Annotated in this window: 15 protein-coding genes; 11 read left to right on the forward strand and 4 right to left on the reverse strand. The window is 74.2% G+C overall.

Annotated features, from left to right (window positions below; all coding sequences use genetic code 11):
- The first annotated feature begins 86 nt into the window (after window positions 1-86).
- From ACH4S9_RS10950 to moeZ, 4 genes are all read left to right on the forward strand, one after another.
- On the forward strand, window positions 87-1,967 hold the full coding sequence (locus ACH4S9_RS10950) for a DUF3492 domain-containing protein (RefSeq protein ID WP_385349893.1): 1,881 nt from the start codon (window positions 87-89) through the stop codon (window positions 1,965-1,967).
- Window positions 1,964-3,289: a hypothetical protein gene (locus tag ACH4S9_RS10955; RefSeq protein ID WP_398371182.1), complete on the forward strand. Its 1,326-nt coding sequence runs from the start codon at window positions 1,964-1,966 to the stop codon at window positions 3,287-3,289. Before ACH4S9_RS10950 ends, ACH4S9_RS10955 begins: the two co-directional genes overlap by 4 nt.
- 45 nt (window positions 3,290-3,334) lie before the next feature.
- Complete coding sequence (locus tag ACH4S9_RS10960; protein ID WP_311727667.1) at window positions 3,335-4,306, forward strand: NAD-dependent epimerase/dehydratase family protein; 972 nt, start codon at window positions 3,335-3,337, stop codon at window positions 4,304-4,306.
- Window positions 4,307-4,435: 129 nt separating this feature from the next.
- On the forward strand, window positions 4,436-5,614 hold the full coding sequence (moeZ, locus tag ACH4S9_RS10965) for an adenylyltransferase/sulfurtransferase MoeZ (RefSeq protein WP_311727668.1): 1,179 nt from the start codon (window positions 4,436-4,438) through the stop codon (window positions 5,612-5,614).
- 64 nt (window positions 5,615-5,678) lie between these two features.
- Here moeZ and ACH4S9_RS10970 read toward each other — a convergent pair whose 3' ends face one another.
- The 3 genes from ACH4S9_RS10970 to ACH4S9_RS10980 form a co-directional block, all read right to left on the reverse strand.
- Entirely contained in the window at window positions 5,679-7,292 is a 1,614-nt protein-coding gene (locus ACH4S9_RS10970; RefSeq protein ID WP_398371185.1) for an alpha/beta hydrolase, read from the reverse strand.
- 109 nt (window positions 7,293-7,401) lie between these two features.
- Complete coding sequence (locus ACH4S9_RS10975) at window positions 7,402-8,919, reverse strand: alpha/beta hydrolase (RefSeq protein WP_398371187.1); 1,518 nt, start codon at window positions 8,917-8,919, stop codon at window positions 7,402-7,404.
- A 119-nt stretch (window positions 8,920-9,038) separates the two neighbouring features.
- The gene (locus tag ACH4S9_RS10980; protein ID WP_394816822.1) at window positions 9,039-11,930 is read right to left on the reverse strand and encodes a flippase-like domain-containing protein; all 2,892 of its coding nucleotides are present in this window, start codon (window positions 11,928-11,930) and stop codon (window positions 9,039-9,041) included.
- A 185-nt stretch (window positions 11,931-12,115) separates the two neighbouring features.
- Between ACH4S9_RS10980 and ACH4S9_RS10985 the strand changes: the two genes are divergently transcribed.
- The 5 genes from ACH4S9_RS10985 to nudC all read left to right on the forward strand — a co-directional run bounded on the left by ACH4S9_RS10985 (window position 12,116) and on the right by nudC (window position 22,392).
- Window positions 12,116-12,532: an MGMT family protein gene (locus tag ACH4S9_RS10985; RefSeq protein WP_398371189.1), complete on the forward strand. Its 417-nt coding sequence runs from the start codon at window positions 12,116-12,118 to the stop codon at window positions 12,530-12,532.
- Window positions 12,533-12,688: 156 nt separating this feature from the next.
- Window positions 12,689-16,138: an ATP-dependent helicase gene (locus tag ACH4S9_RS10990; protein ID WP_398371191.1), complete on the forward strand. Its 3,450-nt coding sequence runs from the start codon at window positions 12,689-12,691 to the stop codon at window positions 16,136-16,138.
- Window positions 16,139-16,294: 156 nt separating this feature from the next.
- Window positions 16,295-19,939 (forward strand): UvrD-helicase domain-containing protein, encoded by a 3,645-nt coding sequence (locus ACH4S9_RS10995; RefSeq protein WP_398371193.1) that lies wholly within the window; start codon window positions 16,295-16,297, stop codon window positions 19,937-19,939.
- Between the two features lie 62 nt (window positions 19,940-20,001).
- Window positions 20,002-21,405 (forward strand): dipeptidase, encoded by a 1,404-nt coding sequence (locus ACH4S9_RS11000; RefSeq protein WP_398371195.1) that lies wholly within the window; start codon window positions 20,002-20,004, stop codon window positions 21,403-21,405.
- Between the two features lie 51 nt (window positions 21,406-21,456).
- Window positions 21,457-22,392, forward strand: a complete 936-nt coding sequence (nudC, locus tag ACH4S9_RS11005; RefSeq protein ID WP_311729736.1) for an NAD(+) diphosphatase — start codon at window positions 21,457-21,459, stop codon at window positions 22,390-22,392.
- Between the two features lie 57 nt (window positions 22,393-22,449).
- On the opposite strand, the gene ACH4S9_RS11010 is transcribed toward nudC, so the two are convergent.
- The gene (locus tag ACH4S9_RS11010) at window positions 22,450-22,692 is read right to left on the reverse strand and encodes a mycoredoxin (RefSeq protein WP_385348455.1); all 243 of its coding nucleotides are present in this window, start codon (window positions 22,690-22,692) and stop codon (window positions 22,450-22,452) included.
- Between the two features lie 241 nt (window positions 22,693-22,933).
- Here ACH4S9_RS11010 and ACH4S9_RS11015 point away from each other — a divergent pair, with 241 nt between their 5' ends.
- Together ACH4S9_RS11015 and ACH4S9_RS11020 are read left to right on the forward strand one after the other, a co-directional pair.
- Window positions 22,934-25,228: an ATP-dependent DNA helicase UvrD2 gene (locus tag ACH4S9_RS11015; protein ID WP_398371198.1), complete on the forward strand. Its 2,295-nt coding sequence runs from the start codon at window positions 22,934-22,936 to the stop codon at window positions 25,226-25,228.
- Window positions 25,229-25,369: 141 nt separating this feature from the next.
- A complete protein-coding gene (locus ACH4S9_RS11020; protein ID WP_311729739.1) occupies window positions 25,370-25,639 on the forward strand; it encodes a hypothetical protein in 270 nt (89 codons plus the stop codon).
- The last annotated feature ends 84 nt before the right edge of the window (window positions 25,640-25,723 follow it).

A 25,723-nucleotide genomic window follows, 5' to 3' on the forward strand; every position in this document is an offset into this window, starting at 1 on the left:
GCACCACCACCCCTCCCGCATAACGTGCTCCCGCTGCCGGACGGCGGCGCGACGGCTTGCCGACATGGGAGATCGGGGGTGCGCTCATGCGCGTGGGACTGCTCACGGAGGGTGGATATCCGTACGCGAGCGGTGAGGCGCGGCTGTGGTGCGACCGGCTGGTGCGGGGGCTCGCCCAGCACGAGTTCGAGGTCTACGCGCTCAGCCGCGGCGCCCGCCAGGCGGCGGGGGGCTTCATGGAGCTGCCCGACTCGGTGCGGCGGGTCCGTACGGCGCCGCTGTGGGGGGAGCGCCGGGACGGGGGGTCCTACGGGCGGCGCGAACGGCGGCGGTTCGCCGAGTGCTTCGGGGAGCTGGCGGCGGCCATCAGCGCGCCGGGCGGGCCCGGCAGTACGGGCGGTCCCGACGCCCCCGACGGTCCCGGCGTCCCCGGGGCCGCCACAGGCCAGGCGGACCGTTTCGCCAGCGGCCTGTACGGGCTCGCCGAGCTGGCCCGGGAGCGCGGCGGGCTGCCCGCCGCGCTCCGCTCCGAGACGGCCGTGCGCGCCCTGGAGCGGGCCTGCCACACCCCCGGTGCGCTCCAGGGCGCGCACCGGGTGCGGGTCGCCGACCTGCTGACCGTGGCCGGAGCGCTGGAGCGCGCGCTGCGCCCGCTGTCGCTCGACTGGTACGGCGACGGGTCCGCCCCGGCCGGGGCCGGGGCGGACCCGGGCCTGTCCGGGGTGGATCTGTGCCACGCCGCCTCGGCGGGCCCGGCCGCGCTCCCGGGGCTGCTGGCCCGGCGCTTCTTCGGCACCCCCCTCCTGATCACCGAGTACGGCGTCCGGCTGCGCGAGTACTACCTGGCGACCGCGGCCCGTCCCGCCGCGCCCCGAGGCGCGGCCCTCTCCGGGCCGGTGCGGACGCTGCTCGCCTCGTTCCAGGGCCGGCTGGCCGCCGAGGCGTACGCCCGCGCCGCGCTGATCACCCCCGGCAACGCCCATGCGCGCCGCTGGCAGGAGCGCTGCGGCGCCGCCCCGGAGCGGCTGCGCACCGTCTACCCGGGCATGGACGCCGACCGCTTCGCCGAGGTCGGCGAGCGCGGCGCGGGCACGGAATCAGGCGGGGGCCGGAGCGGGGGCGCCGGGGCGCGGGCCGACGACGGCTGGACGCTGGTGTGGCTGGGCCGGCTCGAACCCGCCAAGGACGTCGTGGCGCTGCTGCACGCCTTCGCCCAGGTGCGGCGGGCGGTGCCCCGGGCGCGGCTGCGCCTCGTCGAGACCGGGCCCGCCGCCCCCACCGTCGGGGGCTACCCGGCCCACTGCCGCGCCCTCGCCGCCCACCTCTTCCCCGACGAGGCCGCGGACGCCCACACGGTCGGCGACAACCCCGTCTCCTTCGAGCGCCTCGGCGACCCGGAGCTGCCGACCGCGGCGGACGCCTACGCGGCGGGCAGCGTCGTGGTGCTGTCCAGCGTCGTCGAGGGCTTCCCGGTCGGGCTGGTGGAGGCCATGTTCTGCGGGCGCGCCACGGCGTCGACCGACGTCGGCGCGGTGTGCGAGGTCATCGGCGGCACCGGCCTGGTGGTGCCGCCGCGCAATCCGCGGGCGCTCGGCGACGCCTGCCTGGAGCTTCTCGCCGACCCCGCCCGCCGGGAGCGCCTGGGCGCCGCGGCGCGCGCCCGTGCGCTTGAGCTCTTCACCGCCGAGCAGAACGTGGCGGCGTTCCGCGGCATCTATCTGGAGCTGATGTCGCACTGCCCGGTGCGCCGCGAGGAGTTCGGCCCGGACGGCGAGCCCGTGCCCTTCGCCCGCCCGGCCGAGGCCCATATCCCCGGCCGCTGGGCGGCCATCCGCCGCCCCGGCCCCGCGCCCGACGACCACATCCCCAGCTGGGCCGCCGCACGGCCCGGCAGCGACACCGGACCCGGACCCGAACCCCTGGGCGTGGGCCCGTGCGCCCCCCTGCCGGGGGAGGCGCGCCCATGACCCGGCCGGGCCCCGCCGCCCCGGGGGACGTCCCGCGGCCGTCGGACGCCGCTGCCGAAGCGGCCCCCCATCTTTCCGGGGATGCCGCGCCCGTCGGCCGGGGGTCGGCGGATCCGGTGCGGGCGTTGATACACCGTCACCACGAGCTGTGCGCGTACGCCGTCGACCCGCTGGAGATCGCCGCCGGTCTGGAGGCCCACGGCGTGACGGACCGCACCGCCGCCCGCTTCCGCCACCGTGACGTCTTCTCGCTCGCCGAGGAGCTGTACGCGCGCGTCCCCCGCGAAGACCGCGAGGACGACGTCCCAGGCGTCCCAGGCGCCCCAGGCGGCCCGGCGGCCGCGCCGCCGCGCGGGCGGGCCTGCGGCGGATACGCCCTGGGCGCGCTGCACCTGGTGCCCGGTGTGCTGGGCGCGGCGGTCGTCGTCTGGCTCGCCAGGGCGCAGGACGCGGCGCCGGGGGCGCGGGTGGCCGCCGGGGCGGGTGGGGCGGTGCTGGCGGGGGCCGCGCTGTGGCTGTGCCTGGCGCGCGGGCCGCTGAAGGCGCGGGGCGGCGGGTTCGCCGGGCGGCCGGCCGGGCTGCTCCGCGCCGGCTGGCTCGTCGCGTACGCCCTCTGCGGCGACTGGCTGCTGGCCGGGGTGCGTACCGGTGTGTGGCGGCCGTATGGCGCCGCGCCCGCCGACCGGCCCCTCGCCGCAGAGGCGGTTGTCGTCCTCGCCCTCGCCGTCGCGCCCGCCGCGTGGTGCGCGCGCTGGTTCGCGCGGCGGGCACGCCGGAGGCTGGCGGCCAGCCGTGGGCTCGAGGAGTTCGCGGCGGGGGCGCGGCCCTTGCTCGCGGGCACGGTGGCGCTGTTCCTCTGCGCCCTGCCGCCCCTGGTGTTCGCGGTCCGGCTCGCGCTGCCGCTGCCCGGCCGCCCGCCCGGGGCCGTCCCGGCGGCGGACGCGGCGGCCGCGTCCGACAGCGCCGTGGTGACCGTGTGCGTCCTGCTGTTCGTCGCCCGGCTGCTCGCCGTCCACGGCTTCCGCGGGGCCGCGGCCGCCGGCACCGCCGTGGCCTGTGCGGCCGAGGCGGCGGTGCTGGCCGGTGCCGCGGCCGGCCGGCTGCCGGGCGGCGGGCGGTTCGCCGAGGCGGTGGCGTGGGCCTCGGCCGCCTGCGCACCCGCCGCCATCCCGGCCGCGATCTGCGGCGCCACCGCCCTCGCGCTGCTGGCGTACGCGTTCGCCGCGCTCTCCCGCGCCTCGGCCCACTCCCCGTACGCCGCCGCCTCCGACGTTTCCGAACTCGCCGCCCCCCTCCGCCCCACCACCACAAGGAGCACATGACATGCGCGACGACATGACCGACCCACAGCCCCGGGAGCGTGGCCGATGAGAGTTCTGCTGCTCGGCTCCGGGGGATATCTCGGCCGCTATGTCGCCGAACACCTGCTCGCCGACCCCGCCGTCCAGCTCACCGCGCTCGGCCGCGGCGACGACGCGGATGTGCGGTTCGACCTGTCCACCGGGAGCCCCGGCGCGCTGACCCGCTTCCTCAACGCCGTCCACCCCGGAGTGGTGATCAACTGCGCGGGCGCGACCCGCGGCGGGGCGCGCGAGCTGACCCGGCACAACACCGTGGCCGTCGCCACGATCTGCGAGTCGCTGCGTCGCAGCGGCTGCGGCGCCCGCCTGGTCCAGCTCGGCTGTTCCGCCGAGTACGGGCCGTCCCAGCCGGGCTCGTCGACGGCCGAGGACGCGGTTCCGCGCCCCGGTGGCCCGTACGGGGTGAGCAAGCTGGCCGCGACCGAGCTGGTGCTGGGGTCCGGCCTGGACGCGGTGGTGCTGCGCGTCTTCTCTCCGGTCGGGCCCGGCACCCCGGCCGGCTCGCCGCTGGGCCGGCTGGCCGAGGCGATGCGCCGCGCCATGCAGGCCGGGGACGGCGAGCTGAAGCTGAGCGGCCTCGGGGTGCAGCGGGACTTCGTGGACGTACGGGACGTGGCGCGGGCGGTGCACGCGGCCTCGCTCTCGGCCGCGCAGGGGGTCGTCAACATCGGCACCGGGCGGGCCGTCCGGCTGCGCGACGCGGCCGCCGTGCTCGCCCGGGTGGCGGGCTACGGCGGCACCCTGCACGAGATCGACGGCCCGCCCGGGCGCGGGCCGCTGCACCACATCCCCGCGGCGGCGGGCCCGGCCGGGCCCGGGGTCGAGCACGTGGGCGGCGCGTATCCGTACCCGGACGGCTGCGGCAGCTGGCAGCAGGCGGATGTGCGCACCGCGCGCGACCGGCTCGGCTGGCGCTCCAGGATCGGTCTGGAGGAGTCGCTGGCCGACATCTGGATGGAGGCGGCGTGCCGCATCTGACGGCCGGCGGCGCTGCCCGGGTGCTGGGACGGATCCGTCTCGCGGACCGGACCGCCCGTCTCGGAATGAGATGGGCCATGGCAGTGTTACGAGGAGAAGAACCCTGCTCCCACTCATTACGGAGTCCCCGTGTCGCTGCCACCCCTGGTCGAGCCGGCCGCCGAGCTCACCGTCGACGAGGTCCGCAGGTATTCGCGCCATCTGATCATCCCTGATGTGGGGATGGACGGGCAGAAGCGGCTGAAGAACGCCAAGGTGCTGTGTGTGGGCGCGGGCGGTCTCGGCTCGCCCGCGCTGATGTACCTCGCCGCGGCCGGTGTCGGCACCCTCGGCATCGTGGAGTTCGACGAGGTCGACGAGTCCAATCTGCAGCGCCAGATCATCCACAGCCAGGCGGACATCGGCCGCTCCAAGGCGGAGTCCGCGCGCGACTCGGTGCTCGGCATCAACCCGTATGTGAAGGTCGTGCTGCACGAGGAGCGCCTCGAGGCCGACAACGTGATGGAGATCTTCTCCCAGTACGACCTGATCGTGGACGGCACCGACAACTTCGCCACCCGCTATCTGGTCAACGACGCGTGCGTGCTGCTGAACAAGCCGTATGTGTGGGGGTCGATCTACCGCTTCGACGGCCAGGCGTCGGTCTTCTGGTCCGAGCACGGTCCCTGCTACCGCTGCCTCTACCCGGAGCCCCCGCCGCCCGGCATGGTCCCCTCCTGCGCCGAGGGCGGCGTGCTCGGCGTGCTGTGCGCCTCCATCGGCTCGATCCAGGTCACCGAGGCCATCAAGGTGCTCACCGGCACCGGCGAGCCGCTGGTCGGCCGCCTGATGATCTACGACGCCCTGGAGATGACCTACCGCCAGGTCAAGGTCCGCAAGGACCCCGACTGCGCGGTCTGCGGCGAGAACCCCACCGTCACCGAGCTCATCGACTACGAGGCCTTCTGCGGCGTCGTGTCGGAGGAGGCCCAGGAGGCGGCGGCCGGCTCGACGATCACTCCCAAGCAGCTCAAGGAGTGGATCGACGACGGCGAGAACATCGACATCATCGATGTCCGCGAGCCGAACGAGTACGAGATCGTCTCGATCCCCGGCGCCCGGCTGATCCCGAAGAACGAGTTCCTGATGGGCAGCGCCCTCCAGGACCTTCCGCAGGACAAGAAGATCGTCTTGCATTGCAAGACGGGTGTCCGATCGGCGGAAGTCCTGGCCGTCCTGAAGTCCGCGGGCTTCGCGGACGCGGTCCATGTGGGCGGCGGCGTCATCGGCTGGGTCCACCAGATCGAGCCCGAGAAGCCCGTCTACTGACCCGAGGCTTGTGTGCCACGGGGCCCGCACCGTCGAGGACGGTGCGGGCCCCTGTGCGCAGGCGCTACGAGCAGACCTTGCCGTCCGCCGGCACCTTCCCGTTCAGCAGGTAGTCGTTCACGGTCTTCGTGGTGCACGTGTTGCCGCCGCCGCCGTTGTACGCGCCGTGGCCCTCGCCCTTGTTGGTGAGCTCCACGCCGACGCCCTTGCCCAGTTCCTGGACCATCTTCCGGGCGCCCTCGTACGGCGTGGCCGGGTCGCCGGTGTTGCCCACGACCAGGATCGGAGCCGAGCCCGGGGCGCTGACCTCGGGGTGCTCGGTCTTGCCCGTCACCGGCCAGTCCATGCACGAGAGCATGCCCCAGGCCAGGAACTCGCCGAAGACCGGGGAGGCCTTGCGGTACTCGGGTAGCTTCGCCTTCACATCGGCGACCGTGTAGCGCTGCTTGTCGTCCGCACAGTTGATGGCGACGTTGGCGGCGTTGATGTTGCTGTAGCCGCCGTTCTCGTCGCGGCCGGCCATGGAGTCCGACAGCAGGAGCAGCATGTTGCCCTGCTTGGCCTGGAGGGCCTCGGTCAGCCCCAGCGTCAGGTACTGCCAGGTGTCCTTGCTGTACAGCGCGGCGGCTATGCCGCCCACGGCCTGGTCCTGGGTGAGCTCGCGGCCGCTCCTGGTGGGCAGCGGCTGCTTGTCGAGCCTGGCCAGCAGCGTGGTGATCGTCTTCTCGGCCTGGTCGGGGTCGTCGCCGACCGGACAGGCGAGCCCCTTCTTGGCGCAGTCCTTCAGATAGTTGTCCAAGGCGAGCTGGAACCCCTTCGCCTGGCCGAGGTTGCTCCGCTCCGGGTCCTCGGTCGGGTCGACCACGGCGTCGAAGACGGCGCGCCCCACGTTCTTGGGGTAGAGGTGGGCGTAGACGCCGCCCAGCTCGGTGCCGTAGGAGATGCCGAAGTAGTGCAGCTTCTTGTCGCCGAGCACCTCCCGCATGAGATCCATGTCGCGGGCCGCGCTGACGGTGTCCACATGCGGGAGCACCTTGGCGGAGTTCTTCTCGCACGCGGCTATGAAGTTCTTCTGGTCCGCCGTCGCGGCCGCGATCTCGGCGGCGTCGTCGGGCGAGCCGTCCACGGAGTCGGAGGCGTCGAGTTCCTTGTCGCTCAGGCATTTCACGCCCGCGCTCTCCCCGACCCCGCGCGGGTCGAAGCTCACCAGGTCGTAGCGGGCGCCCAGGCGTTCGTAGTCGTCGGCGAAGCCGGGGAGGGTGGAGACCCCGGAGCCGCCGGGGCCGCCGAAGTTGAAGATGAGCGAGCCGATCCGCTTGCCCGGATCGGTGGCCTTGGAACGGATCAGGGCGAGGTCGATCGTCTCGCCCTCGGGCTTGGCGTAGTCCAGCGGGGCGCGCAGGGTGGCGCACTGCCAGTCGCTGCCCGGGGCCTCGCCGCTGCCCTGCATGGTGGTGGGCGCGGGGCAGGACTTCCAGTTCAGCTTCTGTCCGGTGAGCGAGGTGGGCAGGCCGGAGGCGGATGGTCCGTCGGACGACGAGGAGGGGGCGGAGGAGGCATTGTCCTTGCTGTTTTCGCCGCCGTTGTCGTCGTTGCAGCCGGCGACGGCGGTGAGTGCGACCACGACGGTCGCGCAGACCAGTGCCCTGGCCCGTATGGTGCGTATGGAACTCGACATAGCCGAGGATCCTATGAGCACGGTATGACCCGGAAGGTGCAGGTCCCTTCTCGATTCGGTCACAGGTTCCGGAACGTCGGGTGTGGATTCCGGTACGGAACCGGGCCCGCTAGCCACAGACCTTGCCGTTCGCCGGCACCTTGCCGCGCAGCAGATAGTCGTTGACCGTACGGCGCACACAGGCGTTGCCGCTGTCGTACGCGCCGTGCCCCTCGCCCCGGTACGTCAGTTCCACCCCGACGCCCGGGCCCAGCTCCTGGGCCATCTTGCGGGCGCCCGCGTACGGCGTGGCCGGGTCGCCGGTGTTGCCGACGACCAGGATCGGCGCGGCGCCCGGGGCACTGACGTCCGGGGTGCGCCAGGCGCCGTGCACCGGCCAGCCGGAGCACTGGGTGAGGCCCCAGGCCAGCGAGTCGCCGAAGACCGGGGACGCCTTGCGGAACTCGGGCAGCCTCGCCTTCACATCGGCGACCGTGTAGCGCTGTTTGAAGTCGGCGCAGGTGATAGCGGCGAGGGAGGACTGAAGGGTGCTGTAGCGGCCGTCCGGGCTGCGGCCGTTCATGGCGTCGCCGAGGGCCAGCAGGATCTTGCCGTCGCCCTGTTCGGCGTCCGCCATGCCCTCGGTGAGGTACGGCCAGAAGTCGCGCGAGTACAGCGACTGCGCGATGCCCCCGCCGGCCAGCGACTCGGTCAGCTTGCGCCCGCCGATGCCGGGCAGCGGGCGCTGGTCGAGCTTCTTCAGCAGCCCGCGGATCTCCGCCTGGGTGGGGCAGCTGGAGCCGCCGCCGCTGCCGCCGGCGCACGCCTTCATGTAGTCGCCCAGCGCCAGCTGAAAGCCCTTCGCCTGGCCGAGGGCGCCCTGCTCGGGGTTCTGCGTCGGGTCGACCACGCCGTCGAAGAGCGCGCGCCCCACCTTCTTGGGGAACAGATGGGCGTAGACGCCGCCCAGTTCGGTGCCGTACGAGACGCCGAAGTAGTGCAGCTTCTTGTCGCCGAGGACGCTGCGCATGAGATCCATGTCACGGGCCGCGTTGGCGGTGCCGACATACGGAAGCACTTTTCCGGAGCGCTTCTCACAGGCCGCGGCGAACTTCTTGCCGCGGCCCACAAGGGCGTTCACTTCCGTCTTGTCGTCCGGGGTCGAGTCGGCCGCGAAGAAGGCGTCGAGCTGCTTGTCGCTCAGACATCTCACCCCGCTGCTGAGACCGACCCCGCGCGGATCGAAGCTGACCAGGTCATAGCGGGTGCGCAGCTCCTTGTAGCCCCTCGCGAAAGCGGGCAGGGCGGCGACGCCGGAGCCCCCGGGGCCGCCGAAGTTGAAGATGAGCGAGCCGATGCGGCGGCGCTGGTCGGTGGCCTTGGCGCGGATCATGGCGATGCCGAGGGTCTCCCCGTGCGGCTTGCGGTAGTCCAGCGGGACGTGGAGCGTCGCGCACTCCCACTGCTTGCCGGGGGCCTTGGTGGTGGCCCCGTCCTCGCTGTTGTCGGGGGCGTGACAGGTGGACCACTTCAGCTTCTGGTGGGCCGAGGTGTCCGGCCGCTCGTCGCCGCCCGTTCCGCAGCCCACGGCGGCGGCCAGCAGCAGGGCGACGGCGGACGGCGCACCGGCGCGTACGGGTCGGGACACGGCGCTCTCCGGGGGTGGGGGCGTGGTGCCATCCTCCGGCGCGCCCGGGCCCGGCGCGCGCGGTGCGGGCGTACGGGTGATCCGTGCCCGGGCACCAAAGGGCTCCGTGCCCGGGCCCCCTACAGGGCCTCTTTGCGGGTGAGGTGGGTGAAGGCCAGCCAGCCCGGCAGCACCGGCAGCCAGAAGACCATCAGCCGGAAGAGGAGCACCGCGGGCGCGGCGATCTCGTACGGCAGCCCGGCCAGCGTCAGACCCGCGATCAGCGCCGCCTCGACAGCCCCCACGCCGCCCGGGGTGGGCGCCGCCGACCCAATGGCGTTGCCCGCGAGGAAGACCACCGCGATGCTCGCGTAGCTCATGTCGCCGCCGAACGCCCGGATCGAGGAGTCGAGGCAGAGCACGTTGGCCGCGGTCAGCAGCAGCATCCCGCCGATCCCGGCCAGCAGCTTCCTGGGCCGCTGGAGCACGTCCAGCATGCGCGGGACGACGCCCGCGAACAGGGACCGCAGGCGGGTGGACACAAACTTCCGCAAGCCCGGGATCGCGGCCACCACGAGCGCGAGCACCGCGGCCGTCAGCAGCCCGGCGATCACGGTGCGGGACGGCGAGAGGGTCGGGGTGCGCTCGGTCCCGGTGATGTAGCCGAAGGCCAGCAGCAGCAGGATGTGGCTGGCGAGGCCGAACAGCTGGGACGCGCCGACGCTGGCCACCGCCAGCCCGGGCCGCACCCCGGCGCGCTGGAGGAAGCGGGCGTTGAGCGCGACCCCGCCGACCGCGGCGGGCGCCACCAGCTTCACGAACGACGCGGCGACCTGCGCCAGCACGGTGCGCCCGAACGGCACCTTCTCCGGCACGAAGCCGAGCAGGGCCAGCGCCGCCGCGATGTACGTCAGCGCCGAGGACAGCAGGGCGGCGATCACCCAGATCCAGTTGGCCTCGCCGACCACCGTGCCCAGCTTGATGTGGGTGAACTGGGACAGCAGGAAGTACGCGGCGAAGGCGCCCGCGCAGAAGCTGACCAGCGTGCGCGGCTTGATGCGCTCCAGCCGCACCGGCTCTATCGGCGCCTGCGGCCTGATCAGCAGCACCTGGCGGCGGATCTGGGAGAGCAGGTCCTCCTCCCGGGCCACCTCCACGGCCTCGTCGATCGCCCGCTTCTCGGCCTGCTTCTCGGCCTTGAGCGCCTTGCGGTCGACCGCCGCCGTGTCCACCCGGCGCCCCACCTCCTCGGCGGGGACGGCCTTGGCCGCCTCCTCGGCCTGCTTCGCCTCCTTGGCCTCCTTCGCGGCGCGCGAGGCCTCCACGACGGCTTCCCGGTAGCGCTGCGCGCGCTCGCGCGCCAGCTGGCGCAGCGTCGCGCGGGTGCTGCGGTGGAGGGCGAGAGGCTGGAGCAGCGGAAGGCTGTCGGCCACCGCGTCCGGGCCGAGGACCGCGACCGCGGCGGCGACGGACCGCTCCGCGCCGACCCGCAGGCCGAAGGTGGTGAGCAGCTGCGCGACGTCCATCCGCAGCACCACGTCGCCGGCCGCGATCTCGCCGCCGCGCAGATCGGTCAGCACGATGGTGCCGGAGCGGTCCACCAGCAGCGCGTCGCCGTCCAGCCGGCGGTGGGCGATGCGGCGCGACTGGAGGGCCTGGACCTGGCGCCAGGCCCCGGCCATCAGCTCGTCGGTGACCGCCGCGTCGGGCAGCGCGTTGAGCGGGCGGCCGCCGATGTGCTCGTAGACCAGCATCACGGCGTCCGGGCCGAGCTCGGAGGTGGCGATCAGCTTCGGCGCGTTGGCGCCGGCCGCGATGGCCGCGTAGGACAGCAGCGCCTCCTGCTCGAGGGCCTGGCGCAGCGACTGGAGGCTGCGCGGCGGGGTGATGGTGCGCAGCGTCAGCCGCTGCCAGAGGCGGTAGAAGAAGCCCTGGGCCTGCTGCTCGCGGTCCACGACGGTGACGTCCAGCGGCGGGCCGTCCTCGAGGGTGACCAGATAGCGGCGGCCCCGGTCGTTGTGGTTCCCGTGCTCGCCGTCGGCGGAGCCGGAATCGTCGTATCGCAGCGCGCTGACCGGCGCGAAGCCGACCCGGCGCAGCCCGGCGAGCAGATGCTGGCCGGTGGGGCGCACGTTCGGGGAGCCGACGGCGTACAGCGTGCCGTAGGCCACGGTCCAGCCGATCAGCACCGTGATGATGATCGAGAACGGTGTGGTGTAGCCGCCCACCAGCACCGCGAAGGCGTCGAGCAGCAGCACGAACCACATGGCCACCCGCCAGCGCGGGCGGCGGGCCATGCCGACGGCCGTCATATAGGCGATGACGGGTGCGAGATAGCCGTGGACGGGGTCGCTGAGGGTGCCGCCGGGCGCGGGCTGGGTGAGCGCCTCGCGGATCGAGTCGGGGGCGCCGCGGGCCACCCACAGGTCGGTGGCCAGGGACACGCCATGGGCGAGGACCGCGGCCAGCACGCCGTCGGCGATCCGCAGTCCGTCGCGTTTGATCAGCCGCTCGATGGCGAAGGCCATCGGGAGGAGGAGCACCGCGACGCTGGCCGCCAGGCCCGCGAAGTCGATCAGCAGCGTGGGCGCCTGGTTGGCGCCGTGGCCGATGTCCTTCTCCAGGCCGGCGGTGGTGCCGTGGGCGAAGGCCGCGATGGCCAGCACGACGCCGATGCCCAGGATCCCGAGCAGCAGCCGCATCAGGTCGAAGGGGCGGTGGACCCGGGCGGGGAGCAGAGGCTCGTCGCCCGACACGCGGTCGACGGGCGGCTGGGGGGTGTCGCAGTCGTTCATCTCGGAGGTCTTGTCGCCGGTCTCGCGAGCCTCACGAGTCTCGGGAGCCTCAGGGGCGGACGGCTCCGGCTCGGGCGCCTCGGGCCGTGACGCTTCGTGGTCGGACGTCTCTGGCTTCGGCTCTCGCTTCGAGGGCTCTCGCTTCTTGGCGCGGGGCAGCGCCTTGGGGGAGCGGGCCTCCCCTTCCGGAGGCTGCGCACCCTGCTGCTCGGCTGTCTCTTCTTGATCTCGTATCACCAGTCACCGCCCGGAAGATGGTGGCATGCCCGGGCTGAGCAGGTGGGCATCAGGGTGCATTTCGGGGACGTGAAATTCGGATGGTACGTCGCGTATGGGGTTTCCGCACGCTTGATGGCCGGGTCGGGGGATGGCGCTGTGGAGCACCGGCGGGGCTGTCGGTGGGGTGCGGCAGGATGTACCGGATGAGCCGGATTCCCGATCAGAGCGGTGAGCACGCCGAGGGCGAGCGGACGGGGGACGCGCACCAGCTGCCCGACTACGCGGAGCGAGTGCTGGAGGTCGCCGAGCTGATTCCGCCCGGCCGGGTGATGACCTATGGCGATGTTGCCGAATGGCTGGACGAGGGTGGCCCGCGGCAGGTCGGCCGCGTCATGGCGCTCTACGGCGGCGCCGTGCCCTGGTGGCGCGTGGTGCGCGCGGACGGCGCGCTGCTGCCCGGCCATGAGCTGCGGGCGCTCGGCCACTACCGGCAGGAGGGCACGCCGCTGCGCGAGGCGGCGCGCTCGGCCGAGGGCCATCTGCCGCGCATCGACATGGCCCGGGCCCGCTGGGGCGGGGATGGTGGGGACGGCGGGGACGGCGGGGCCGGTGCGGACTGACCCCGGGCCCCACGTCCGCCGGTCGCATGGCCGGCGGGGCCCATGCCGAAGCGACGCGGCGCGCCCGCGGCCGTATCCACAGCCATTCGGGTGACGCCCCGCGTCACATGAGAGGCTGTGCCGCACCCAGCACACCCACCAGGACCGGCGATCCACGTGAGCTCCTCCTCCTCGTCCGTTCCGCGCCAGCGGCAGGCCCGACAGCCGTCCTCACGGCAGCCGTCCCCGGGCACGTACCGGCTGGTCCGCACCCGGCCGGACCCGGTGGCGCCGCCTGCGCTGGACGCACGGCAGCGCGCCGTGGTCGACCACCCCGGCGGCCCGCTGCTGGTGCTGGCCGGTCCGGGCACGGGGAAGACGACGACGCTGGTGGAGGCGGTGACCGAGCGGGTGCGGGGCGGTGCGGACCCCGAGCGGATCCTCGTGCTCACCTTCAGCCGCAAGGCGGCGGTCGAGCTGCGCGATCGGATGGCGGCGCGCCTGGGGGGCGCCCGCGGACCGCAGGCCACGACCTTCCACTCTTTCTGTTATGCCCTGGTCCGCGCCTACCAGGACATGGACATTTTCGCCGATCCGATGCGGTTGCTGTCGGGTCCCGAGCAGGACGTCGTGGTCCGCGAGCTGCTCACCGGCCAGGCCGAGCTGGAGCGCGAGGGGCGCGCCGCGGTCCGCTGGCCGGACGAGCTGCGCGCCTGCCTGACCACCCGCGGCTTCGCCGACGAGGTGCGCGCGGTGCTCGCGCGCAGCCGGGAGCTGGGGCTCGACCCCGGCGCGCTGGGGGACTTCGCGGCGCGCCAGGGGCGGCCGGACTGGCGCGCGGCGGCGGCCTTCCTCGCCGAGTACCTGGATGTGCTGGACGCGCAGGGGGTGCTGGACTACGCGGAGCTGGTGCACCGGGCCGTGCTGCTCGCCGAAGGCCCCGGCGCGGCGGCGGAGCTGGCCGCGCGCTACGACGCCGTCTTCGTCGACGAGTACCAGGACACGGACGTGGCCCAGCTGCGGCTGCTGCGCGCGCTGGCGGGCGGCGGCAGGACGCTGGTCGCCTTCGGCGACCCGGACCAGTCGATCTACGCCTTCCGCGGCGCCGACGTGGGCGGCATCCTCGAATTCCCCCGCAGCTTCCCGCGGCGGGACGGCCGACCGGCCCCCGTCGAGGTCCTCACCACCTCCCGCCGCTCCGGCGCCGCGCTGCTCGCGGCCACCCGCCTGATCACCCACCGGATGCCGCTGACCCGCCTCCCCGCGGCCGCGGTGCGCGCCCACCGGGAGCTCGCGCCCGCCCGCGCGGGCGGCCGCGTGGAGGCGTACACGTATCCGACCGCGGGCTCCGAGCTCGACAACATCGCCGACATCCTGCGCCGCGCCCATCTGGAGGACGGCGTTCCGTGGCGCGAGATGGCCGTGCTGGTGCGCGCCGGAGGCCGCTCGCTCCCCGGCGTCCGCCGCGCCCTGACCTCGACGGGCGTGCCCGTGGAGGTCGACGGCGACGACATCCCCCTGCGCCACGAGCCCGCGGTGGCCCCCCTCCTCACCGCCCTGCGCGCCGCCGCGACGGCCGCCCTGCGGGGGCCCGCCGGGCGGGGGCCCGTGGGGCGAGGTGCGCCCGTGGCGGCTCGCGGCCGGGGGTCCGCCGAGCCCGCAGGGCTCGCCGGGGCGGCGGCTTCCCCCGGCGCGGCCGCGGACGCGGCCGGTGCCACCGGCCCCGGGCCGGCCGAAGCGGCCGTGCCCGCCGCCGGTCTCGACGTCGAGACCGCGCTCACCCTGCTCACCTCGCCCCTCGGGGGCATGGACGCGGCCGATCTGCGGCGGCTGGGCCGGGCCTTGCGGGAGGAGGAGCGGGCCGCGGGGCGGGGGGTGCCGCGCCCCTCCGACGTCCTGCTCGCTGAGGCGCTCGCCGAGCCCGAGCGGCTGGTCGCACACGACCCGGCGTACGCGCGCGGCGCGCAGCGGCTCGGCCTGCTGCTGGGCAAGGCGCGCGAACTGCTCGCGGGCGGCGGCACCGCGGAGCAGGCGCTGTGGGAGCTGTGGGACGGCACGCCCTGGCCGCAGCGGCTGGAGCGGGCCGCCCACCGCGGCGGCGCCGCCGGGCGCAACGCGGACCGCGACCTGGACGCGGTGTGCGCGCTGTTCGAGACCGCCGCGCGCGCGGAGGAGCGCGTCGGCGGCCGCGGCGCGCTCAACTTCCTGGAGGAGATCGACGCGCAGGACATCGCGGCCGACACCCTCTCCCGCCGTCTCGTCCGCCCCGACGCCGTACGGCTGATGACCGCGCACCGCTCCAAGGGCCTGGAGTGGCGGCTGGTCGTGGTGGCGGGGGTGCAGGAAGGGCTCTGGCCCGATCTGCGGCGCCGTGGCTCGCTGCTGGAGGCGGACCGGATCGGCCGGGACGGGCTGGCCGAGCCGCTGCCCGCAGGGGCGCTGCTGGCCGAGGAGCGGCGGCTGTTCTACGTCGCGGCGACGCGGGCCCAGGAGCGGCTCGTGGTCACGGCCGTCAAGGCCGCGGCGGAGGACGGGGACCAGCCCTCCCGGTTCCTGGCCGAGCTGGGCGTCGAGCCGGTGGACGTCACCCAGCGCCCGCGCCGCCCGCTGTCGGTCGCGGCGCTGGTCGCCGAGTTGCGTGCCACCACCGTCGACCCGGCGGCCCCCGACGCCCTGCGGGACGCCGCCGCGCGCCGCCTCGCGCGGCTGGCGGCGCTGCGCGACGAGGACGGTCAGCCGCTCGTCCCTTCGGCGCACCCCTACCGCTGGTGGGGGCTGTACGAGCCGACGCACAGCGAGGTGCCGCTGCGCGACCGCGACCGCCCCGTGGCGCTGTCCGGCAGCGCGCTCGACCAGCTGGTCAACACCTGCTCGCTCCAGTGGTTCCTGGGTCGGGAAGTGAAGGCCGACACCCCGGCGACGGCCGCCCAGGGCTTCGGCAACGTCGTCCACGTCCTGGCCGACGAGGTGGCGTCCGGCCGCACCCCGGCCGATCTCGCGGTCCTCATGGAGCGGCTGGACTCCGTATGGGAGGCGCTGGCCTTCGACGCGCCCTGGAAGTCGCGGCAGGAGAAGGAGCAGGCGCGGGCGGCACTCGAACGCTTTCTGCGCTGGCATGTGATGGAGCGCGGCGGCCGCACCCCGGTGGCCACCGAGCACGAGTTCGACGTCACCTTGGAGGCGGACGCCTATCTGGTGCGGATCCGCGGCAGCATGGACCGGGTCGAGGCGGACGGGGATGGCCGCGCCTATGTTGTCGACTTCAAGACGGGCAAGCAGTCGGTGACCCGCGACGCCGTCGCCCGCCACCCCCAGCTGGCCGTGTATCAGCTGGCGGTACGGGAGGGCGCGGTCGACGGCCTGTTCGCGGACGGCCGCCCCGAGCCGGGCGGCGCGGAGCTCGTACAGCTGCGGCAGGGCGCGGCCCGTAAGGAGGGCGGGGACACCGCGCCCAAAGTGCAGGCGCAGGAGCCGTTGCAGGGGGAGTGGGTGGGCGAGCTGCTGGCCACGGCGGCCGGGCGCGTCCTCGACGAGCGCTTCTCCCCGAGCGCGGGCGACCACTGCAACCGCTGCTCGTTCCGCGGGGCGTGCAGCGCGCGGGCGGAGGGGCGGCACGTCGTGGAGTGAGCGAGTGAGCGATGTGGCGTTCGCTACACCGGTTCTGATTGGTTCTGGTTGCTGCTGATTGATGCCGATCGGTCCCGTCCGGTGGGGCCCGCGTACGGACCGGCGCTGACCTCGGTGTTGACGTCGGTGTCAGCGGGCCCGGATAGCCTCACTGGAATGTCCGCCCGCATCACCGACCCCGAGCAGCTCAAGGAGCTCCTCGGCATTCCGTTCACCCCGGAGCAGATCGCGTGCATCACCGCGCCCCCAGCCCCTCAGGTGATCGTGGCCGGAGCGGGCTCGGGCAAGACCACGGTGATGGCCGCGCGGGTGGTGTGGCTGGTGGGCACCGGGCAGGTCGCCCCGGAGCAGGTGCTCGGCCTCACGTTCACCAACAAGGCGGCCGGGGAACTGTCGGAGCGGGTGCGGAAGGCACTGGTCAAGGCAGGGGTGACGGACCCGGAGCCGGTGCCGCCGGGGGCCGCGCGGAGCGCCGGGACCGGGCCCGAAATCGCTGCGGGCGAGCCGCACATCTCCACGTACCACGCCTTCGCCGGGCAGCTGCTCAAGGAGCACGGGCTGCGCATCGGCCTCGAACCGGGCGCCCGGCTGCTCGCCGACGCCACCCGCTTCCAGCTCGCCGCGCGCGTGCTGCGCACCGCCCCCGGGCCGTTCCCGGCCCTCACCCGCCCCTTCGCCGACCTGGTCACGGATCTGCTCGCGCTCGACGCCGAGCTGGCCGAACACCTGGTCCCCGCCGAGCGGCTGCGCGCGTACGACACCGAGCTGCTGCGCACCCTCGACGGGGTGAAGCTGACCAACGCCGAGCTGCGCAAGGTGCCCGAGGCCGCCCACGCCCGCCTCGAACTCCTGCGCCTCGTCGAGACGTACCGCGCGGACAAGCGCGGCCGCGATCTGCTGGACTTCGGCGACCAGATCGCGCTCTCCGCCACCCTGGCCGGCACCCGCCCGGAGGTCGGCCGGATCCTGCGCGAACAGTTCGCTGTCGTCCTCCTGGACGAGTACCAGGACACCTCGGTCGCCCAGCGCCTGCTGCTCTCCGGCCTCTTCGGCGGCGGCACCGGCCACGCCGTCACCGCCGTCGGCGACCCCTGCCAGGCCATCTACGGCTGGCGCGGCGCGTCCGTGGCCAACCTCGACGACTTCCCCGAGCACTTCCCGCACGCCGACGGCAGCCCCGCGCGCCGCTTCGCGCTCAGCGAGAACCGCCGCAGCGGCGGCCGCCTCCTGGACCTTGCCAACGGGCTCGCCGCGCCCCTGCGCGCCATGCACGAGGGCGTCGAGGCGCTGCGCCCCGCCCCCGGCGCCGAGCGGGACGGCGTGGTGCGCTGCGCGCTGCTGCCCACCCACGCCGAGGAGCTGACCTGGCTCGCCGACTCCATCGCCCACCTGGTGCGCACCGGCACCCCGCCCGGCGAGATCGCGGTGCTGTGCCGTACGGCAGGCGACTTCGCCCGGATCCAGGGCGCCCTGGTGGAGCGGGAGGTCCCGGTGGAGGTCGTCGGCCTCTCCGGGCTGCTGCACCTCCCCGAGGTCGCCGACCTGGTGGCCGTCTGCGAGGTGCTCCAGGACCCGGGCGCCAACGCCGCCCTGGTGCGCCTGCTGACCGGCCCCCGCTGGCGGATCGGCCCCCGCGACCTGGCGCTGCTCGGCCGCCGCGCCCGCGCGCTCGTGCGGTACGGGGGCGCGGGGCTGCCGGATGGGGGCGAGGACCCCGACCGCCGGCTCGCCGAGGCCGTCGAAGGTGTCGACCCAGCCGAGATCGTCTCGCTCGCCGACGCCCTGGACACCTTCCTCACCCCGGACGGCCCGGACGACGGGCTGCCCTTCTCGGCCGAGGCCCGGATCCGCTTCGCCCGCCTCGCCGCCGAACTGCGCGAGCTGCGCCGCTCGCTGGGCGACCCTCTGATGGACGTGCTCCACCGGGTGCTGGCCGCCACCGGCCTGGAGGTCGAGCTGTCCGCCTCGCCCCAGGCCCTGGCCGCCCGCCGCCGGGAGACGCTCGGCAACTTCCTCGACGTCGCGGCGGGCTTCGCGGCCCTGGACGGCGAGGCCACGCTGCTCGCGTTCCTCGGCTTTCTGCGCACGGCCGCGCAGTACGAGAAGGGGCTCGACAACTCCCTCCCCGGCGGGGAGAACACGGTCAAGGTGCTCACCGCGCACAAGTCCAAGGGGCTTGAGTGGGACGTGGTGGCGGTGCCCGGTCTCGTCGCCAAGCAGTTCCCCAGCGACCAGGCCCGCGAGTCCTGGACGGCGAACGCGCGGGTGCTGCCGCACGGGCTGCGCGGCGACGCGGAGACGCTCCCCGAGGTCGCCGACTGGAACGCCAAGGGGCTGACCGCCTTCAAGGAGTCCATGAAGGCGCACCAGAGGACCGAGGAGCTGCGGCTCGGCTATGTGACCTTCACCCGCCCCCGCTCCCTGCTGCTCGGCTCCGGCCACTGGTGGGGGCCCACGCAGAAGCGGCCGCGCGGCCCTTCGGCCTTCCTGGAGGCCCTGCGCGAGCACTGCGAGGCAGGCCACGGCGAGGTGGAGGCGTGGGCGCCGCCCCCGGAGGAGGACGAGGAGAACCCGGCCCTCGAAGCCGCGGCCGCCGACCGCGCCTGGCCGCTGCCCCTCGACCCGGACGCGCTCGCCCGCCGCCGCCGCGCCGCGGATGTGGTGCTGGCGCACCTGGACCGCCTGGAGGCGGCGCGGAACGAGCCGCCCGCGCCCGAGGCCCTGCCCCCGCGCGGTGGCCCCGCCGCGCACGACGCGGGCCACCCGTCGGTCGGCCGGACGCCCGAGGCAGACGTCGGCGCCGGAGACGCCCCGGCCTGGCCCGAGCCGCCCGAGGACGCGTACGACGACCCGGACGCGTACGACGGCCCGTACCCGTACGACGAGGCGTACGCCGATGAGCCGTACCCCGACCCCGACGCCGCCGGGAAGGGGCGGAGCGAGGGAGGAGACCGACCCGACGACGACCTGTGGGCCGACTGGCCTGCCGAAGCCGACCCCCACCCGACCCCGGTAGGGGCAGCCGCATCGCCCGGCGGCGGCCTGTCGCCGGAGGAGGCGCGGCTGGTCGGCTCCTGGGACCGGGACCTGGACGCGCTCGCCGGCGAGCTGCGCCGCGCCCGCGCGACCGTCCGCGACGTGCCGATGCCGTACACCCTCAGCGCCTCGCAGCTGCTGCGCCTCGCCGCCGACCCCGACGGCTTCGCGCGGGAGCTGGCCCGCCCCATGCCGCGCCCGCCGCGCCCCGCCGCCCGCCGCGGCACCCGCTTCCACGCCTGGGTGGAGTCGCGCTTCGAGGCGCTGCCGCTCCCGTTCCTCGGCCCGGACGAGCTGCCCGGCGGCGAGGACCACGAGCCGGAGATCGCGAACGAGCGGGACCTGGCCGAGCTCAAGGAGGCGTTCGCGCGCACGCCGTACGCGCGGCGCACCCCTTACCGCGTCGAGGAGCCGTTCCAGCTGGCGCTGGCGGGCCGGACGATCCGGGGCCGGATCGACGCGGTGTACCGGGTGCCGCGGGCCGCCGGGGCCGGGCCGGGCGTGCGGTACGAGATCGTCGACTGGAAGACCGGCCGCTCGCAGGACGCCGACCCGCTCCAGCTGGCGGTCTACCGCCTGGCCTGGGCGGAGCAGCGCGGTCTGCCCCTGTCGGCGGTCTCGGCGGCGTTCCTCTATGTGCGCACCGGCGACGTCGTCCGCCCGGCCGACCTGCCGGGCCGGGCCGGGCTCGAGCGCATCCTGCTCGGCGAGGAGCACGAGCCGCACGCCGAGCAAGCCGAGGAACACGTGACGGAGAACACATAGCGGCGGCGGCCGCGCGTGGACCCCGGCCCTGGCACCCCTCCGGGCCGGATAGGCTCAAGTGCATGAGTAATACCCCGGACACGGACATCGCCGTCCGCACCTACGTGGAAGGCAACCGCGCCGCGTTCCTCGATGATCTCGCCGAGTGGCTGCGCATTCCGTCCGTGTCCGCCGACCCCGCCCGCGCCGACGACGTCCGGCGGAGCGCGGAGTGGCTGGCGGCGAGCCTGACCGCCACGGGGTTCCCGGTGGCCGAGACCTGGCCGACGGCCGGGGCGCCGGCCGTGTTCGCGGAGTGGCCGTCCGGTGATCCGGACGCCCCGACCGTGCTGGTCTACGGGCATCACGACGTCCAGCCCGCCGCCCGGGAGGACGGCTGGCACACCGAGCCCTTCGAGCCCACAGTCAAGGACGGCAGGCTGTACGCGCGCGGCGCCGCCGACGACAAGGGGCAGGTGTTCCTGCACACCCTGGGCGTACGGGCCCACCTCGCGGCGACCGGCCGTACCGCCCCCGCGGTCAACCTGAAGCTGATCGTCGAGGGCGAGGAGGAGTCCGGCTCGCCGCACTTCGCCGAGCTGATCCAGGCCCACGCCGACCGGCTCGCCTGTGACACCGTGATCGTCTCCGACACCGGGATGTGGTCCGAGGACACCCCGACCGTCTGCACGGGCATGCGCGGTCTCGCGGACTGCCAGATCGATCTCTACGGCCCCGACCAGGACATCCACTCCGGCTCGTTCGGCGGCGCGGTCCCGAACCCGGCCACCGAGGCGGCCCGGCTGGCCGCCGCCCTGCACGACGCCGACCGCCGCGTCGCCATCCCCGGCTTCTACGACGGGGTCGTGGAGCTGACCGACCGCGAGCGCGAGCTGTTCGCCGAGCTGCCCTTCGACGAGGGCGCCTGGCTGCGCTCGGCGCACTCGCACGCCACGCTCGGCGAGGCGGGCCACTCCACCCTGGAGCGGATCTGGGCCCGCCCGACCGCGGAGGTCAACGGGATCGGCGGGGGTTACCAGGGGCCGGGCGGCAAGACGATCGTGCCGTCGTACGCCCAGCTGAAGCTGTCCTTCCGGCTGGTGGCGGGCCAGGACGCGGACAAGCTCGAGCCGGCGGTGCGGGAGTGGGTCGCGGCCCGGCTCCCGACGGGCATCCGCCATGAGATCGCCTTCGGGAACGCGACCCGCCCCTGTCTGACCCCCCTCGACCACCCGGCGCTCCAGTCGCTGGCGCGGGCCATGGGGCGGGCCTTCGGCACCGAGATCCGCTTCACCCGGGAGGGCGGCTCGGGACCGGCCGCCGATCTTCAGGACGTGCTCGGGGCGCCGGTGCTCTTCCTGGGCATCTCGGTGCCCTCCGACGGCTGGCACGCGCCGAACGAGAAGGTCGAGCTCGACCTGCTCATGAGGGGCGCCGAGACGGCCGCGTACCTGTGGTGCGATCTCGCGGAGAAACGCCCCGTATAGCACGCATATGTAGGTAAGACACCCGTTCCTCAGGGGGAGTTGGAAGCAGCCGTGACCACCTGGACCGATCGCACCGACGACTTGCCGATCGCCCTCAGCGGCGCGAGCGGCATCGACCGTGCCGCGCACCACCGTCTGGACGAGGCGTGGCTGGCCGCGGCGTGGAGCCACCCGACGACGCGGGTCTTCGTGGTCTCCGGCGGCCAGGCGCTGGTCGACGACACCTCCGACGGGCGCACCGAGCTCGTCATGACCCCGTCCTTCGAGGCCCCGCTCACCGAGAACCACCGCTACTTCCTGGGCACCGACGACGACGGGGTGCGCTACTTCGCGCTCCAGAAGGACGCGCTGCCGGGCCGGATGGACCAGTCGGCGCGCCCCGCGGGGCTGCGGGAGGCGGGCGCGCTGCTGTCGGCGCGGGACGCCGGGCTGCTGGTGCACGCGGTGGCGCTGGAGAACTGGCAGCGGCTGCACCGCTTCTGCTCGCGCTGCGGCGAGCGCACGGTGATCGCGGCGGCGGGGCACATCCGCCGCTGCCCGGCCTGCGGGGCCGAGCACTATCCGCGGACGGACCCGGCCGTGATCATGCTGGTGACCGACGAGCAGGACCGGGCGCTGCTGGGCCGCCAGATGCACTGGCCCGAGGGGCGCTTCTCGACGCTCGCGGGCTTCGTCGAGCCGGGCGAGTCGATCGAGCATGCCGTGGTGCGCGAGGTGGCGGAGGAGGCGGGCGTCACGGTCGGCCAGGTCGAGTATGTGGCCAGCCAGCCGTGGCCGTTCCCGTCCAGCCTGATGCTCGGCTTCATGGCGCGCGCCACCACCTCCCGGATCCAGGTGGACGGGGAGGAGATCCACGAGGCGCGCTGGTTCTCGCGGGACGAGCTGCGGGCCGCGTTCAAGTCCGGGGAGGTGCTCCCTCCGTCGGGTATCTCGATCGCGGCCCGTCTCATCGAGCTCTGGTACGGGGAGCCGCTGCCCAGGGCCTGAGCCCGCGCCCGAGGCCGGGTGCGAGCCCGGGTGTGAGGCTGGGCACAGGCGCCAGGCTCAGGCGCCGACCTTCGCCTTGACCTGGGCGAGGGAGGGGTTGGTCAGGGTCGAGCCGTCGGCGAAGAGCACGGTGGGCACCGTCTGGTTGCCGCCGTTCGCCTTCTCGACGAAGGCCGCCGACTCCGGGTCCTGCTCGATGTTGACCTCGGTGTACGCGATTCCCTCGCGGTCCATCTGGCCCTTGAGCCGGCGGCAGTAGCCGCACCAGGTGGTGCTGTACATCGTCACAGTGCCGGACATCGGTCCTACTCTCCTCGGGGCTCGGCCTCTCCGTGAGGCTCGGCGTATGGCAGTGGTGGAACGTCCGCCCGGCCCCGGAGATTCCCCCGCCGCCGCGCGACCCTCGCCGCCGTGCGACGGGGCCCCCGCCGGCAGGCAGATGATCGGCAGGCGGATGACCGGCAGGCAGATGAGATGACCGGGTGGTCACGGCTGTGGACAACCGTCCCGGCGGTCTCAGCGGACCTGGCAGCATGGCGGGGTGACAGCAGCAACGCCCTCCCCTCTCTTCCCGCGAGTCTCCACGCCGGCCGAGTACGCGGCGGTTCCGCGCGACGCCGACGCGGTGCTCGAAGGGCTCGATCCGGAGCAGCGCGAGGTGGCCACGGCCCTCCAGGGCCCGGTGTGCGTGCTGGCCGGAGCCGGCACGGGCAAGACCCGTGCCATCACCCACCGGATCGCCTACGGGGTGCGTGCGGGAGTCTTCCAGCCCGCGAGCGTGCTCGCCGTCACCTTCACCAACCGCGCGGCGGGGGAGATGCGCGGGCGGCTGCGGCAGCTGGGCGCGGGCGGGGTGCAGGCGCGCACCTTCCACTCGGCCGCGCTGCGCCAGCTCCAGTACTTCTGGCCCAAGGCGGTGGGCGGCGAGGTGCCGCGGCTGGCGGAGCGCAAGGTGCAGCTGGTCGCGGAGGCCGCGGCGCGTTGCCGGGTCCGGCTGGACCGCAATGAGCTGCGGGATGTGACGGGCGAGATCGAGTGGTCGAAGGTCACCCAGACGGTGCCCGAGGACTATCCGGCCGCGGCCGCCAAGTCCGGCCGGGAGGCCCCGCGCGACGCCGCCGAGATCGCCCGGATCTACGGCATGTACGAGCAGCTCAAGCGCGAGCGCGGGGTGATCGACTTCGAGGATGTGCTGCTGCTGACGGTCGGGGTGCTCCAGGAGCGGCATGACATCGCCGACCAGGTGCGCCGTCAGTACCAGCACTTCGTGGTCGACGAATACCAGGACGTCAGCCCGCTCCAGCAGCGGCTGCTCGAGTTGTGGCTCGGCGACCGGGAGACCCTGTGCGTGGTCGGCGACGCCAGCCAGACCATCTACTCCTTCACCGGCGCCACCCCCGACCATCTGCTGAACTTCCGCACCCGCCACCCGGGTGCCACGGTCGTCAAGCTGATCCGCGACTACCGCTCCACGCCCCAGGTCGTGCACCTGGCCAACGGGGTGCTGGCCCAGGCCCGGGGCCGGGCGGCCGAGCACCGGCTGGAGCTGGTGTCGCAGCGCGAGCCGGGACCCGACCCGGTCTATTCGGCCTACGCGGACGAGCCGGCCGAGGCCGAGGGGGTGGCCCGCCGGATCCGCGAGCTGATCACCCCCGTGGAGCGGGGCGGCGGCGGGATCCCGGCGAGCGAGGTCGCCATCCTCTACCGGGTCAACGCACAGTCGGAGGTGTACGAGCAGGCGCTGGCCGATGCCCAGGTGCCCTACCAGCTGCGCGGCGCCGAGCGGTTCTTCGAGCGCTCCGAGGTGCGTGAGGCCGGGCTGCTGCTGCGCGGCGCGGCCCGCGCCGGAAGCGCCGACCCCGCGCTGACGGACGCGGATGTCCCCTCCCAGGTGCGGGCCGTGCTGGGCACCCGCGGCTGGACGCCGGAGCCCCCGGCCGGGTCGGGCGCGGTGCGGGACCGCTGGGAGTCCCTGGCGGCGCTGGTGCGGCTGGCCGAGCAGTTCTGCGCGGGCCGTCTGGCGGAGGGCCACCAGGTCACCCTGGCCCACCTGGTGGCGGAGCTCGACGAGCGGGCGGCGGCCCAGCACGCGCCCACGGTGGAGGGTGTGACACTCGCCTCACTGCACGCCGCCAAGGGGTTGGAGTGGGACGCGGTCTTTCTGGTCGGGCTCACCGAGGGCATGGTGCCCATCACCTACGCCAAGACCGACGCGCAGGTGGAGGAGGAGCGTCGGCTGCTCTATGTGGGGGTCACCCGCGCCCGCCGCCATCTGGCCCTCTCCTGGGCCCTCTCGCGCTCTCCCGGGGGCCGCGCGAACCGCCGCCCCAGCCGTTTTCTGAACGGGCTGCGCCCCGGCTCCGCGGCCTCCGTCCCCCGCGCTCCGGGCGGGGGCGGCGGCATCGAGCGCGGCGTCAGCGGCGGCGCGACCGGCCCGGTCCGCAAGCGGCGTGGCCCGGTCCACTGCCGGGTGTGCGGCAGGACGCTGACGGACGGGGGCGAGATGAAGCTGAGGCGCTGCGAGGACTGCCCCTCCGAGATGGACGAGGCGCTGTACGAGCGGCTGCGGGACTGGCGGGCCGAGCAGGCCGGACAGCTGAGTCAGCCCGCCTATTGCGTCTTCACCGACAAGACGCTGCTGGCGATCGCCGAGGCTGTGCCGGGAACCGAAGGGGAGCTTGCCGGCATCCCTGGAGTGGGGAGGCGGAAGCTCGACAAGTTCGGTGCCGACGTCCTCATGCTCTGCTCCGGGCGGGAACTCACCCGGGCGGAGGATGCCGACGGGACCGGCGGAAGTGGTCCCGAAGACACCGCGCAAAACTCGACGGAAAAATAGTTTGCGCGCGCGGAGCGCATACCCATAGCCTTCCGAGCACGGAGACAACGGCCCTTCCGGGATCCGATGAATCCGTGTTGTACTGAACTAGCCGGACCGGATTCGAGACGGTCCCTGAGACGCCGAGAGGAGGCGAGCCCAATGATCAGCTTCATGAAGACCATCAAAATGACCGATCGTTCGGTCGTCGCCGCCTGCCCGCTCGGCTTTGAACTGCCTGGCACCGGTCTGTCCACCGGCGCCAATGAAGCACGTCTCAGCGAGCGACCGATCCAGGCACCTGCGGTAGCAGCGACCGCGCGGGCGATTGCCTATGCGTTTGCGGCCAATGGTGCCGGATCCCGGACGACGCAGCAGCACCACCAGAAGTGGGCCCTCCGCGGGCTTGGACCCTGGAGTTATCCAGCCTGATCCACGATCAGGTCGGCACCTTCCAGGGCCGCGGAACCCACACCGGGATCCGCGGCCCTTTTGATTTGCCCGCGTCCGGCCACC

Source organism: Streptomyces sp. NPDC021225 (assembly GCF_044332865.1).
Lineage (GTDB): Bacteria > Actinomycetota > Actinomycetes > Streptomycetales > Streptomycetaceae > Streptomyces.

Bases quoted from the DNA above. Each gene is read 5' to 3' on its own strand.
- ACH4S9_RS10995 (WP_398371193.1), top strand. From the start codon at position 16,295: ATGTCCGCCCGCATCACCGACCCCGAGCAGCTCAAGGAGCTCCTCGGC.
- ACH4S9_RS10950 (WP_385349893.1), top strand. From the start codon at position 87: ATGCGCGTGGGACTGCTCACGGAGGGTGGATATCCGTACGCGAGCGGT.
- ACH4S9_RS11000 (WP_398371195.1), top strand. From the start codon at position 20,002: ATGAGTAATACCCCGGACACGGACATCGCCGTCCGCACCTACGTGGAA.
- ACH4S9_RS11010 (WP_385348455.1), bottom strand. From the start codon at position 22,692: ATGTCCGGCACTGTGACGATGTACAGCACCACCTGGTGCGGCTACTGC.
- ACH4S9_RS10970 (WP_398371185.1), bottom strand. From the start codon at position 7,292: ATGTCGAGTTCCATACGCACCATACGGGCCAGGGCACTGGTCTGCGCG.
- ACH4S9_RS11020 (WP_311729739.1), top strand. From the start codon at position 25,370: ATGATCAGCTTCATGAAGACCATCAAAATGACCGATCGTTCGGTCGTC.
- ACH4S9_RS10960 (WP_311727667.1), top strand. From the start codon at position 3,335: ATGAGAGTTCTGCTGCTCGGCTCCGGGGGATATCTCGGCCGCTATGTC.
- ACH4S9_RS10985 (WP_398371189.1), top strand. From the start codon at position 12,116: ATGAGCCGGATTCCCGATCAGAGCGGTGAGCACGCCGAGGGCGAGCGG.
- ACH4S9_RS10955 (WP_398371182.1), top strand. From the start codon at position 1,964: ATGACCCGGCCGGGCCCCGCCGCCCCGGGGGACGTCCCGCGGCCGTCG.